This window comes from Adhaeribacter pallidiroseus, from assembly GCF_003340495.1.
GTDB classification, from domain to species: Bacteria; Bacteroidota; Bacteroidia; order Cytophagales; family Hymenobacteraceae; genus Adhaeribacter; species Adhaeribacter pallidiroseus.
The window spans coordinates 5,838,466-5,851,818 of the sequence record NZ_QASA01000001.1 but is presented as its reverse complement, the minus strand read 5'-3'; the positions used below and the strand labels follow the sequence as shown (position 1 = coordinate 5,851,818).

The following is a 13,353-nucleotide window of genomic DNA, read 5'->3' as shown; positions in this document are numbered from 1 at the left end:
CTTATGCACCTTGTTGTGCGTACGTTTTTATTTTAGACCCAAAAACCTCCATAAATTAAATTTTGGTTTTTTACTTTTGAAATTTTCTTCTTTATAAGGAGTGATTTCTACTTTCTCTCTATCCGCTACGACTATACCGAAGTGGTTGCCTACATTGGAAGGGATTTTTTCAAACTTTCCAAGAGAGAACATTTTATCCAATATCTTTAAACCATCAGCGTAGTTATCATAAATAGCAACAGGCAAGGGATAATAAGAACTGGTGGATTTTATGAATCCAGTGAAGAAGTATGGGTCTAAGTCACCAAATTCATAGCTAAAAACTAACGGCACTTCAATAATTTGATGGGTAACCTTATTTTCAAAGCAGCAATGAAAGCCATGAACGTAATACTGCCATTCACCCATTTTCCCAGATGGCATATTTAGGCCCCAGAAAGTACCCAATGGAAAATCTTTATATAGTTCAATATTTAGCTTTTTAGCTAACCTAAAGATTAATTTTTCTCCTAATGCGCGATAATCTTTTGCGCATTGTTCGAAAAAGGCTTGATGTTCCTCAATCTCTTGGTCTGTTATAAGTTTGGCTATGTTGATTTCAGGTTCAATCGTATGGATGCTAATTTGGAAACCAGTAAGTTCATCCTTCAATCTATTACCAATCGCTTCCCGGTATTGAAGAACAGGAGATTTAAATAATAGCTTAAGTAACTTTTCTCTGGGAATAGAGCTGATAAATTCATTGGAAGGTATGTGTTCTTCTGAATCTACTATTACTACTTCAGTTGCTCTTTCCAAATCTTTACTTTGTTATAAATAACGCACAACGGTTAATTTAAACGACGACGAGGCCATGGGCCGCAATTGGCGTTTACGCAATGTTGTAGATAATTTTTCTTTATTCTTAAAGCAAGGTCCAAGCACCGGTAATTTTGAATTTACTACCGACCTTTTGCAAATCGAAAAAATACTGTCGTCCTGGGTGCTTTTCATTTTCTCGAACTCCATATGCAAAACTATAGGAGCATTTATTGTCAACTGTGTTAAAATGCGTAGTAAGAATAAATTCATCCGGTAAGGTGTGCTTGGCAACTTCTTTCATTAATCTCTCATCCGAAAACATCTTGTAGTAATATTTAAGAAATCCCTTTTCTGTTACATCCACATAAGGTTGGTTGGAGTTAGGATGATCTATATATTGGCAAAAGCTACAGGTAAAGGGAAAGTTACAGAGAGCTGCCAGCTTTACTTTGTCCTTTTTAGTGATTGCAGATTTAAAATTGGTCCAGAAACTCTGCATCAGCATCTTGTCGTCTTGTGACAGAGACGATAGGTCGCATTTGTCTTGACTGTACAGACTGGTAGAAGCCAACAATCCTAATATAACTAAAATGAAGATTTTCATATTTCGTTAAATTACCTACAACGTACTTGGCTAAGGCACGCTTTAGTGTGCTTTAGGTGTGGTGTGCGCCCAGTATGGGCATCTGGTACTGAAAGGTACCAAATTATTCCAGAGGGTGCAAGACCCTTACAGGCGAGTTGGTGCAGCCTGTTAGTAAGCCGCAAGCTGGTTTATCGTGAGATAAGCAGGGAAGAAAGCGGGACTACAAAATCCGGTACTGACGAACAGAAAGTACATAAGAGGCCCATTAGTGCGGGTAAGCAAGCACCTCTTTGCAAAGCTCCTGACCAACAAGTACTAGTGGGTAGATGTACCAGGAATCGGAGGAAGGAATATGCTCTTACCTGGGGAGGTCTCTCGGCCACGGGTTGGTAAGAGAGAAGTCAGCAGAAGCCATAGTAGCCATCAGGAAACGAGCCGTAAGCGCTGCGGAGGTCTCACAAGATGACGAAGGGCCGAACGTGAAGTTGTTCCAAATGTGGTAAGGAGGCCTGGCCAGCCTTAGCGTAAGCGGAACAGGGATTACAGATAAAGTAGAAAGTAGGATGATTGAGAAAGTATTGCACCGGGGCAACCTGCTGCTAGCCTACCGGCAAGTGCAGGCTAACCAAGGGGCAGCCGGCGTAGACGGTATGTCCGTACTTGAACTAGCTGGGCATCTGCAAGTAAATCAGGAGGCCTTAGTTACGGCTATCCGGAGCAGCCAGTACTTTCCTCTACCCATCTTAGGGGTAGAAATACCTAAGAGCAACGGCCAGAAGCGCCGGTTAGGCATTCCTACCGTAACCGACCGGCTGCTACAACAAGCAGTCAACCAAGCCATAGCCCCGCTTTTCGAGCTGGAGTTCAAAGAGTACAGCTACGGCTTCCGGCCCAACCGCAACGCCCATCAGGCGGTGTGGCAAGCTCAGAAGAACATTAATGAAGGCTATCAGCATATTGTCGATATGGACCTGAAAAGCTTCTTTGATGAAGTAGAGCACTGCCTGCTCCTGCAACTGGTATACCAGAAAGTAAAATGCCCGCTCACGCTGCGCCTGATCCGCAAATGGCTTCGGGCCCCTATCCTTATTGGGGGAAAGTTAACCAAACGCCGGAAAGGGGTACCACAGGGCAGTCCGTTGAGTCCGCTGCTCTCCAATATTCTGCTTCACGAGCTGGATAAAGAGTTGGAAAAGCAAGGCTTGCGGTACGTGCGCTATGCCGATGACTTTAGTGTTTATACCAAAAGTGAGTCGGAGGCCCGGCAGGTGGGCAACAACCTTTTCCTGTTCCTGAAGAATAAGCTAAGGCTACCCATCAACCGGGAAAAGAGCGGCATTAGACGACCCGTAGATTTTCAGATACTAGGCTACCGGTTTGTACCCACTTACCGGAAAGGGGAGAAAGGTAAATACCAGTTGGTGGTAGCAGAAAAGGCTTGGGCCAGGCTGAAGCAGAACCTGAAAGGGATTACCCGCAAGACCACGCCCAGTGCCTTTGAGCAGCGCGTTCAGCAACTCAAGGAAGTGCAGCGAGGCTGGGTAAACTACTTTCGTCTAGCCAGCATTCAGGGGAAGTTAAAGCAAGTGGATAGTTGGCTCAGAAACCGGCTGCGCCATTGCATCTGGCATGACTGGAAGAAACCCGAGCGGAAAAGAAAGAACCTGATCCGATTAGGCGTCTCAAAAGGGGAAGCCTATGCCTGGAGCCAGACCCGGAAAGGGGGCTGGGCAGTAGCGCAAAGCCCCATCCTGGTGACCACTATCACGCTGAAACGGTTGGTCAAGAAAGGTTATGAATCGTTGTTCGATTACTACAAACAAGTAGCCCCCCAACTTAACGAACCGCTGTATACGAGACCCGTACGTACAGTGGTGTGAGAGGCGCTCCCCATCAGCCAACACTGGTGGGGCCGTCTACTCGATTAGGGGATGTATTTTTATTTTGTAAATTCCTATATCTACTAACAGCCGCCCAAACAATATTTATTAAGGCAAAAAACAAACAGATTACACCCAGTTCTAATAATAAAATACTCGCATGTCCAAATTCTATATAAATGCCTCTATCTCTAAGATATTGGTGTATTTTATTAATTATTTCTAAGTAGCCGTAAAGCAATACTATATACATAAGAATCAAGGATAAGAACCAAATTATAGATTTTATATTCCGCATGTACTTATGAAGGTAGTAGGAGGCAACTATGAATGCACCAACTATCATTACAGAAATTACTGCCTCTTTCATTCCTAATTTTTTATTAGACTTCTTTCAAAAGTAATTAGATATTAAGTAAATAGCAGAACTTTGCGGTATGGTGACAAAATACGAACAAATCCGCTTTTTAAGCGAAGCTCTTTTCCGGCGCTTAACAGGGGTGCATAAAGCCACCTTTGAGCACATGAAAGCAGTTTTAAGCGAACAAATAGCCAAAAACAAGAAAGTTCTCGGTCGTCCTAGTCGCTTGTCGGAGGCCGATCAAGTATTGATGATGTTAGAATATAATCGGGAATACCGGACCTATTTTCACATCGCTCAGAGCTACCAAGTGAGTGAAGCCACGGCCTTCCGCTTGATTACACGAGCGGAAAATCTTTTACTCCAATCCGGGGAATTTAGCTTACCTGGCAAAAAAGCCCTTCTCCAAAGTTCCATCAGTTACCAAGTAGTACTGGTAGATGCTACGGAGACAAGAATCGAACGTCCCCAAAAAAACAAAGACGCTACTACTCGGCTAAAAAGAAACAACATCATCTGAAAACACAAATGATAGTGGATAAGAAGAGCGGAAAAATCATTTGTACGCATTTTGCCAAAGGAGCAGTGCATGATTTCCAACTTTTTAAATGCAGCCAGCTTAAACTCCCAACTCCTATCCTGCTATTAGCGGATTCGGGTTATCAAGGAATCAAAAAGTTGATCCCGCAAGCCCATACCCCGAAGAAGGCCTCCAAACATTATCCTTTAACGCGGCAAGACCAGCAACAAAACCGAGCGTTGTCTTCCCAGCGAATCAAGATTGAAAACGTGTTTGGTTTTCTTAAACGATTCAAAATTTTTGCTACCAAGTATAGAAATCGTCGAAAGCGCTTTGGCTTACGCTTTAACCTCTTTGCTGCCATTGCTAATTACGACACTATCTAAGTACTTTTGAAAGAAGTCTATTATATATTACCCCTAACTACCTGCTAAACACCTTAGGTGTGTTTATACCACACCCGTTAGCTGTATAAACATACCTGTATTAACGAATATAGGATGTATTTATTCAAGAAATCCCCAGAAACAAAAATCTAAAACCAGCTACTACGCTAACTTCAGATTTTAAATTTTTTTAAATTTTCAGCTTAAATGCAATTAATCAGGAAGCATTTTTAAATTTCTAAATTTTCTCCGGCAGCAAAGTAGCATCTGCGTAATTGCCGAGTACGAGTTCCGATGGGGCACCTTGCGTAACGGCTTCTACCAGTAATTTACCGCCCACAAAAGCGCCTTTCCACGATTCGCCTAAGCCCCCAAATACCTCTTCGCGGTCGCCGCGGGAACGGAGTTTGTTGATGCCCACTTTAAAAGCCCGTACTTCTTTGGCGGTGCGTTGCGCCCATTTGGTATCATCCGAAGCTACGGCCGCTACTAAGGCTCCGTTGGAAATATTCATTTCGCCTACCAGTTCTTCTACGCGGTCTACCAGCACTACCGAGTCAATCGGCCCGAAAGGTTCTTTAAAGTACAGTTCGCTTTGGCGCGGCAAATTTACCAAAGCGCGCGGGGCCCGGTACGCCGAACGGTCCTGATCCGGTAAGAATAACGAATCATCCAGTTTGCCTTCGTAAAAAGGCGTGGCACCGGTTTTAAGCGCATCGGCGTATAACCGGTCCAGATCTTCGGCCTGGCGGCTGTTGATTACCGGGCCAAAATGCAAGTCGGGTAGTTTATCATGGGGGTTGTCGACCAAAGTAGGATTCCCAATCTTCAGGCTGCGGATAGCAGTCCAGTAGGTTTCTAAAAACTGCGGAAATAAGCGGCGTTCTACTACAAAGCGCACGTAAGCGGTGCAGCGTTGTTTGCCGTAGTCGTAGCCTTTTTTGAGTTGGTCGCCCAGGTTGTTCCAGTCCGAGAAATTCCAGATGCCGTAGGTGTTCACGCCTTCCATTTCGAGCATGTAGCGCTTGTGCACCGAAGCCAGGGCATCGGCAATGTTGCGCCCGTTGTAGCGGCCCCCCACAAAAGAAAGACATTCAATGGCCTGGTCTTTTACCAGTACATCGCTTAACTCGCCCCCGGAGCCACTTACCAAGGTTACCGGCAAGCCACAGCGGCGGGCAATGGCAAAGGTTACGCTCAACGAGATAAAGCCGCCGTCAGTAGGCGTTTTAGCGATGGCCGCGTTGCCGCAAAGCACCTGCACCAATACCGCGTGCATCAGCACCGACATCGGGTAATTCCAGGAAGCAATGTTGGAAACCACGCCCAAGGGCTCCCGGCGACCCAGCATTTCTTCCATATTATCCACGTACCATTGCACGCCATCAATACAACGGTCGATGTCGGTAAAGCCCAGTTTGTAGGTTTTACCAATTTCCCACATGAGCAGCTTGCCAATCAGCTCTACATTATCGCGGAGTTGGTCGAGGCAATCCTGCACCCGCTGTTTGCGTTCGTCCAGGTCTACGCGACCCCAATCTACCGCCTCCCGATGGGCACCGTGTACCGCCCGGAGCGCAGTAGCTTTATCCAGGAAAGGCAGGCTACCCAATACGGAGCCATCAATAGGAGATATAAATTCCCGGGGAGTGCCCGGCTCCTGCCAGTGCTCTTCTAAAAGGTTCAGGTAATTTCCCTGCTGATCATAAATTTCGGGGGTTACCTGCTTTACCTGCCGGATCAGTTCAGCAAAGTCAACTTGCGGAGAAACAATTTTTGCCATAATGTGTGGTTCTTTCGGTGTAGGAATAAGCAATAAAACCTAGCGGAAAGAAGTTGCCTCCCCTGTAAGCCGCTAAGCCATTGCAAATTTTTAAATTTTCGCCAAGTACATGATTTTGAAATAGAGTTTCAAATAGAATTTATAAATAATTTTATTCCTTATGCGCAAAAAACCGAAAATCCTCTCTTCTCTAAAGGGGGTACTTTTCTCTTTTTAAACGGGATGGCGCACTAAGATTTAAACTCCCGCTTCAAGCAAAAACTTTTGCTTACCCCGTTTTTTTAAATTTTTCGCGTTGCGCCAAGTACAAACCCATAATTACCAAAGCGGTACCGGCAAAAGTATACCAGGTTATTGGCTCGTGTAACAAGGTATAAGAATAAAAAAAGCCAAAGATCGGACACAAAAACAACCAAAGCGAAGCCTTTACCGCATCTTGTTTTACCAGGTAAAACCAAAGCTGCAACGAAATAACAGAAACCGGTACCACCAGCCAGAAAACCGCTTCCCAGAAGGCGGTATCCAGGTGCGAATTTTTAAAATCGGCCAAGTAAAAGGTAAAAGGCAGCAAGCACAAACCCCCCATTAAAACCTGCCAGCCATTAATAATTAAAGTTGGTAATCGCCATTTTACCTGCGCGTAATAAACCGTAGCCGCCGACACGGATACCATGCCGGTTAATAAAATAAGCAATCCCCGGGTAGTGGCAAAACTGTTTAGCAACAACGGAAAAGTAGCCAAACCGACCCCCGCCAGGCCCAGCATAATACCCAAGCTTTCGCCCCACTTTATCGGCCGCCGCAGCCAAACCGCCGAGAGTAAAGTAATAAATAGCGGATTAGTAGCCGTAGAAAGGCTCCCGATCCCCGCCGAAACTTCTTTTAAAGCCAGCACAAAAGCCCCTAAGTAAACAGTGGTATTCAAAAAAGAGAAAAAGAGCAGTTGCCGCCACTCTACGCCCTGGGGCCAGGGATTTTTATCCCGTTGCAAGCCATAACAAAATAGCAGCATCATTCCGCCGGCAATTAAAAACCGAATATTGGCCAAGAGCAGGGGATGCGCGTGGGCTACTCCAATTTTGGTAGCCACCGAGGCCGAAGCCCACAACATGGCAAAAAGCACCCCGGGTAAAACATTTCGCATAAACGTAATAAGAACTAAGGGCAGATCAAGCGTAAAGGTATTTATTATGCGGTAATCTGGTACGTTCGGGCTAAAACAATCCCTCTTTGTTCCTAAGCCAAACCTATCTGCTCAGTAGAAAGGATTCTCTGCTTCTCAGGGTAGTTTTTTGGAGCCTTGGAAAGGCTCCACAAGAGGAACGGTGGTAACGCTTATCCATTTCACTTCATAAACTTATGGCTACTACTTCATACTGTCTGGTATAATCAACAGAATAAATAGAAAAATTAAAAAAATCTACTTCAGCGCAAGAATAAAGATTAAAAGCCAAGAGACAGGCTTATTTATCCAGGGAAAAAGCGACGTATTGATCGCCGGATTTAGTTTTAAGTTTGCCGCCACCGCAAGCAATTACTACAAATTGTATCCCGTTAACGGCGTAAGTACTCGGCGAGGCATAACCGGCCGCTGGCAAGGGAGCTTCCCACAGCAATTTACCATTGGTTTTATCAAATGCCCGGATTTTTTCGTCGCGGGTAGCCGCAATAAGTACCAGGCCGCTGGCGGTTACCAAAGGGCCGCCGTAGTTATCGGTGCCGGTTACCGGAACTCCTTTTTTAGTTAAGGCTTCGTATTCGCCCAGAGGCACCTGCCATTTTTGGTTACCCGTATTCAGGTCGATGGCGGTGAGCGTACCCCAGGGCGGCACACTAACCGGATACCCATTGCGGTCGTACCAGCGGTTGTAGCCGGTATGCTGGTAGGGCGATTTATCCGGGTTATCTTCCGTGGCGTTTGGCTCCGTTACGAGAACATCACCGCCGGAATTATTTAAAATATAATTAACAATCGCGGTTCGTTCTTTTAAAGAAACATGCGAGAAAGAAGGCATCATGCCCCGGCCTTTTTCTAATAATTGGTGAACTTCTTTTGCCGAGTACTTTTTAGAAACATCTATCAGCGCCGGATAAGAACCATCGTGATTGCCTTTGCGGTCTTCGCCGTGGCAGGAAGCGCAACGCGATAGATAATAAGCCTTGCTGGTTACCGGTAAATTATTAGATTTCGCTACTTCTTTTAAGCTGGTATAAACCGGCAATTGTTTGGCTGGCACGTACATTATGCCGTCCGGGTCGGTGGCGGCTCCGCCCCATTGCGCCCCGCCATCCGTACCCGGAAAAAACAAGGTCATTTCTTTACCCACCGGTAGGTAAACACTGCCGTGCCGAGAGGCTCGTAATAATTGAACCAGCGAATCGCGGTCGGCCACAAAAGAGTTAAAATCGTTTTCGGTGAACACCTGCCGCGTAAACGGATCGGGCTTTAATGGGAACGGCTGGGTAGCACTGGGGTACTCGCCCGGCATAGCATTGCCCGGGGTTTTTCTTTCTTCTATGGGAAACAAGGGTTTACCCGTAACCCGGTCGAATATAAAAACAAAACCTTGCTTGGTAATCTGAGCTACCGCATCGGTTTTCACGCCGTTATGGATTACGGTAAGTAAATTAGGCGGGGCGGGCGGGTCGCGGTCCCAGATATCATGATGCACCAACTGAAAATGCCACAACAGTTTGCCGGTAATCGCATCCAGAGCCAGCAAGCAGTTGGCGTAGAGGTTATCGCCTCGGCGGTTGCCGCCGTAAAAATCGTAAGCCGCCGAGCCCGTGGGCGCATACACAATACCTCTTTCCCGATCAATCGCCAGGCCGGCCCAGGCATTGGCGCCGCCCAAACGCTGCCGCGGGTTAGCGGGGTACCAGGTATCGTAGCCCGGCTGCCCCGGCTCCGGAATGGTTTTAAACGTCCAGATTAATTTACCCGTGTATACATTAAAAGCCCGGATATCGCCCAGCAGCGCGCCATCTTCTTCGGCTACCCGGGCGCCCACAATAATTGTATTTTGATAAATGGTATTGGGAGTGTTGGAGGTAACGTAATTATCGGCGTGGGGCCGGGTAATACCTATTTTTAAATCAATCCGGCCTTCTGCTCCAAATTCGGCAGCTAACTTGCCGGTGGTGGCATCCAGGGCGTACAGCCACTTACCCGCGCCAAAAAACAGCCGTTTTATGTTGCCATCGGTAAAGTACGTAACGCCCCGGCTGGTAGTACCCCCATTATCCGGGAGGTTGGTTTTCCAGAGTTCTTTACCGGTAGCCGCATCCAAAGCAAAAACCTGAGTAGTAGCCGAAACGCCGTACAACACCCCACCTATAACAATGGGATTACACTGCATTTGCGTACCCGTTAGTACCGAATCGGCCCCGACGGAGGAATAGGTCCAGGCTACTTGCAGTTGCGCCACATTCGCCTTGGTAATCTGTTTTAGTTTGGAATAATGGCTTCTAGCACCGTCGGCGTTATACTCCGGCCAATTAGCGTCAGCAGTAATTGTATCTGCTTTTTTTAAATTTTTTAATTTTCCTGAAGTATCCGCGGTACTGCAACTGCTCAGAACTTGCCCGCAGATAAAAACCAGCAAAAGAGCAGCCCGGTTTACTTTTATAATGGCCTTGTACATATTTAATCTAACTAGTTTAAATAAAACCCTGCGTACGCCATAGTATGTAAAATATACCCGTTATTCTAGTCCGCTGCCCCGGTTCATTCTTCCACTCCTCGATCCCAAGAAGATTTTTCTATTTCTAACCGAAATGCGAAACAGGATCTTAAGATAAAATTTAATACCTATTAAAATGTTATTTTTAAAAAGCTCCGGCGGATGGGTTTGAAAAATGGCAAAATTTAAAATTTCAGCGTTGCGCTGGCCTACTGATCAGCCCGCGCCGCCGAAACTTAGTTGGTAGGTGGCTTTAGAAGCTTAAGCCATCAAATAAAAATGCCATCCCGCAAGATGGCATTTTAAACACCCATTATAAATCGGTTCCTTAGCTCTTCTTCAGTTCTTTTACGGCGATGTTTCTCCAGCGTACTTTAATGCCCCCGCCATCGTGGATTTGCAAAGCAATTACGCCATCGCGGCTACCAATTTGCTCATCGGTTAATTCAATCATTTGGGTACCGTTTAACCAGGTGGTTACCTGGTTGCCCACTACGCGTACTTTCATTTTGTTCCACTCGCCCATTTTTAAGGCTTTATCTTTTTCCGCATCGGGTTTAATGAGCCAGCCACGACCGTACGATTCGTAAATACCACCGGTACTTTTGCCCGGAGGCGCTACTTCGGCTTGCCACCCCGAAACTTTAGTACCATCCAGCGACGAATGGAAGAATACGCCACTGTTGCCGTCGGCTTGTTGCTTAAACTCTACCGTTAATTCAAAATCTTTAAATTTTTGGTCGGTAGCCAAGTAACCGTATTGTTTATCGGGGCCGCTCTCGCAGATGAGTTCACCGTTTTCGACGTACCATTTTTCGGTGCCGTGTACTTGCCAGCCAGCCAGGTTTTTACCATTAAAAAGTTTGGTTTGGGCCTGCGCCTGGCAGGTAAAAGCCAGCATTAAAGAAAACAGCGCAATTTTAAAAAAAGATTTGTGATCCATAGAAATATTAAGTTCTGAAAAGTTTGCTTTTTAATTTTATAAGTTTGGTATTTAAATATACGCGGGTTAACCCCATAGAATAATCAATAATAGCAAAAGGAAATTGGTTTATCAATAACCTCGCAAAAATCTCCTACTCCTTAACCCGCTTTGGTTAAGTTAATTTTGTTACCTGTATTAAAATAACCAGTTAATTACCAACCGCCGGTGGCCTGGTTTACCGGCAATGGCGAGTATAATGCTTGGCATTACCCAGGATAGTTGTTTCGCTGGCTTGCCAACCTTTTGGCAAGTAAACTTTTTACTTTTTACCTTCTTTTTCTAAATATTTTTCCCGGTTTTAAGTTAAAGGCAATAAATATAGTAGCCCGGTAGTTATAAAAAAAGTAGTTGCCTGTACCATTTGTACCGCGCCAGGCAAGTTATCAGATCTGATTACTTATGAGTAAAGTACTCTTTCTTTTTATTTTTTCTGCTGCCATTTGCTCCTGCAACACATTTACCAGCTCTAAACCCGGTTCTTTAAACCAAAATCAAGAGCTAAGCCTGAAGCCAGAGATTACGCCCTACACCACCAAATACGCGGGAAATTACACGGTAAAATCAGATCATTATGCTTTGAGCGATGCCAAGGAAATTTATGTATTAAAATACGATGGTACCGCTAAGTGGATGTTTGTGGATGTGAATGAAAATATACCCCTGGAAAAAGCGAAGTACGGCATTTGGCGGGTAAACGGTTCTATTTTAAATATATCGTACCAGGAAGATAACCACGTAGAAACCGAACATTTTGTGTTGGAAGACGGCTGCTTTTACGATAAAAATTCCGGCAAAAGATATTTGCAGTTAACGCAACTGGCTCAGGTTCCCTTTTAATTTTTTGAAGCTTTAAAATTACGCTGGTTTTAGATCCAGAACCCGCCAACAGCTCACCCGAAACAGAAAAATTTAAAAAACTCCCCCATGCGGTTTGCAGCCCATCCCTCATCGGGTTTAGGCCTATAACTCCACTAATGAGTACCCATGATTCCGGCCATTTAGTTATTTACCGCTCTGGTAACAAAACGCTACCCGTATAAACCAGCAAACAGCCACCCCGCGGGAGTGGCTGTTTGCCTGAACTAAGTATCCTATAATAAGTTATTGTTTGGCTAATGTTCGGGATGCTGGAGTTGCTTTGAGGTTAGTTAGCTCCGACAGCAGCACGTAGCCAACCTTATTGTTTACTAGCACAATAGCCCAGTTCTTGTTAAATTTACGAACCAGTTCTACCCGGTCGGTAGTCGCAATTGTTTCCACAATGGGCGTGGAAGTACCGGCTTGCTTAAACATTTTTACGTTATCGTTCCGGACCTGTACCATGGTGGTGTTTGCTTTGTCATGAGCCATGGTTAAACCTACTTGAGCCATTAGAGCAAGAGAAAGAAGAAGCTTTTTCATAGTTTTATTTTGTTGTTTTTTCGTTTTCTATTTAATTTTCTACACCGGGCTTTTACCCAGCTGTTTCTTTTAACAGAAGGGCAATGGCTATGCCAAACCAGAAAAACACGAAATAACGCTCGTAAAGCTGGTTTTTTAAAAAAACAAATTAAAACATGTACGTTTTCGAACGCCCCACTTCCGTACACTGTCCGGTTACGAACAACTTTTGCAACGCTTTTTTAAATTTTTCACCTTCCCGTGGCAACTATTACGGTTTAGTACCAGCTCCGGTATAATTAGGATTTAAATCAAAATTTAAAAATCATTTTTAAAATAACCCAGATTAGGAAAACATGCCAAGCTATTTTTGGTATATAAGATTATCCTATATTTAGAGTACAAATTTTTCTTTGACCATGCATAATATTTACTTTCAAAATCATGTGGTTACAATTGCCTATGAACCAGAATGGGAATTAGGAACTGCCCAGTGGCAAGGATTTTTGAGTAGTGCGGAATTTCGGAAGGCCGTGACCCAATGCCTGCAATTAATAGAGGAATACAAGCCATTACGTTGGCTCGGCGATAACCGTAAAATGAAAGTTATCCGGCAAGCCGACCAGGATTGGTTCGCGGTAAATGCTTTACCCCGGCTTCAAGCCAGTACCATTCGCCGCCATGCCACGGTAGTGTCGGAAGATATTTTCAATAAAATGGCGGTAGAGCAAATAATACGCCGAGTCGAAAACCCGGAGGCTTTGTTCCTGAAAGAATTTAATAGTAAACAACTGGCTTTGGCCTGGCTGAAGCAACCTACTCTGGTTTCCTACTAAAAACCATAGCTTTTAACTACCATCTATACGCGCTACAGGCTACCAACACCGGGTAAGCCCAGCTATTCCGGAGGTAGTAGTCCCCTGGTAAATCCCCTTTCCTCCTTCAGTTCTCCTGATTTTATAAATTACTTTCCATAATATAGCCCGAA

11 protein-coding genes are annotated in these 13,353 nt (G+C 44.9%); 4 read left to right on the top strand and 7 right to left on the bottom strand.

Annotation, left to right across the window (positions count from 1 at the left end):
• Positions 1–27: 27 nt before the first annotated feature.
• Together AHMF7616_RS23320 and AHMF7616_RS23315 are read right to left on the bottom strand one after the other, a co-directional pair.
• A complete protein-coding gene (locus AHMF7616_RS23320) occupies positions 28–798 on the bottom strand; it encodes a DUF6896 domain-containing protein (RefSeq protein ID WP_115375072.1) in 771 nt (256 codons plus the stop codon).
• Between the two features lie 106 nt (positions 799–904).
• Entirely contained in the window at positions 905–1,405 is a 501-nt protein-coding gene (locus tag AHMF7616_RS23315) for a hypothetical protein (protein WP_115375071.1), read from the bottom strand.
• A 545-nt stretch (positions 1,406–1,950) separates the two neighbouring features.
• Between AHMF7616_RS23315 and ltrA the strand changes: the two genes are divergently transcribed.
• The gene (gene ltrA, locus AHMF7616_RS23310; RefSeq protein ID WP_115372869.1) at positions 1,951–3,267 is read left to right on the top strand and encodes a group II intron reverse transcriptase/maturase; all 1,317 of its coding nucleotides are present in this window, start codon (positions 1,951–1,953) and stop codon (positions 3,265–3,267) included.
• A 437-nt stretch (positions 3,268–3,704) separates the two neighbouring features.
• Positions 3,705–4,534, top strand: a protein-coding gene (locus AHMF7616_RS23300) for an IS5 family transposase (RefSeq protein WP_115371190.1) whose coding sequence is annotated in 2 segments (ribosomal slippage) — positions 3,705–4,098 and positions 4,098–4,534 — 831 coding nt in all. Because the reading frame shifts where the segments join, the coding sequence is not laid out codon by codon here.
• 238 nt (positions 4,535–4,772) lie between these two features.
• Here the strand turns inward: AHMF7616_RS23300 and AHMF7616_RS23295 are convergent.
• The 4 genes from AHMF7616_RS23295 to AHMF7616_RS23280 all read right to left on the bottom strand — a co-directional run bounded on the left by AHMF7616_RS23295 (position 4,773) and on the right by AHMF7616_RS23280 (position 10,943).
• Positions 4,773–6,317, bottom strand: a complete 1,545-nt coding sequence (locus tag AHMF7616_RS23295) for an aldehyde dehydrogenase family protein (protein WP_115375069.1) — start codon at positions 6,315–6,317, stop codon at positions 4,773–4,775.
• Positions 6,318–6,585: 268 nt separating this feature from the next.
• The gene (locus tag AHMF7616_RS23290) at positions 6,586–7,461 is read right to left on the bottom strand and encodes a DMT family transporter (protein WP_115375068.1); all 876 of its coding nucleotides are present in this window, start codon (positions 7,459–7,461) and stop codon (positions 6,586–6,588) included.
• Positions 7,462–7,780: 319 nt separating this feature from the next.
• Positions 7,781–9,961, bottom strand: coding sequence for an outer membrane protein assembly factor BamB family protein (locus AHMF7616_RS23285; RefSeq protein WP_115375067.1), 2,181 nt, complete (start codon positions 9,959–9,961; stop codon positions 7,781–7,783).
• A 367-nt stretch (positions 9,962–10,328) separates the two neighbouring features.
• On the bottom strand, positions 10,329–10,943 hold the full coding sequence (locus AHMF7616_RS23280) for a 3-keto-disaccharide hydrolase (RefSeq protein ID WP_115375066.1): 615 nt from the start codon (positions 10,941–10,943) through the stop codon (positions 10,329–10,331).
• Between the two features lie 441 nt (positions 10,944–11,384).
• On the opposite strand from AHMF7616_RS23280, the gene AHMF7616_RS23275 reads away from it, so the two are divergent.
• Positions 11,385–11,822 (top strand): hypothetical protein, encoded by a 438-nt coding sequence (locus AHMF7616_RS23275; RefSeq protein ID WP_115375065.1) that lies wholly within the window; start codon positions 11,385–11,387, stop codon positions 11,820–11,822.
• Positions 11,823–12,086: 264 nt separating this feature from the next.
• On the opposite strand, the gene AHMF7616_RS23270 is transcribed toward AHMF7616_RS23275, so the two are convergent.
• Positions 12,087–12,386 (bottom strand): SH3 domain-containing protein, encoded by a 300-nt coding sequence (locus AHMF7616_RS23270; protein ID WP_147275766.1) that lies wholly within the window; start codon positions 12,384–12,386, stop codon positions 12,087–12,089.
• A 398-nt stretch (positions 12,387–12,784) separates the two neighbouring features.
• On the opposite strand from AHMF7616_RS23270, the gene AHMF7616_RS23265 reads away from it, so the two are divergent.
• Positions 12,785–13,201, top strand: a complete 417-nt coding sequence (locus AHMF7616_RS23265) for an STAS/SEC14 domain-containing protein (protein WP_115375063.1) — start codon at positions 12,785–12,787, stop codon at positions 13,199–13,201.
• Positions 13,202–13,353: the final 152 nt, after the last annotated feature.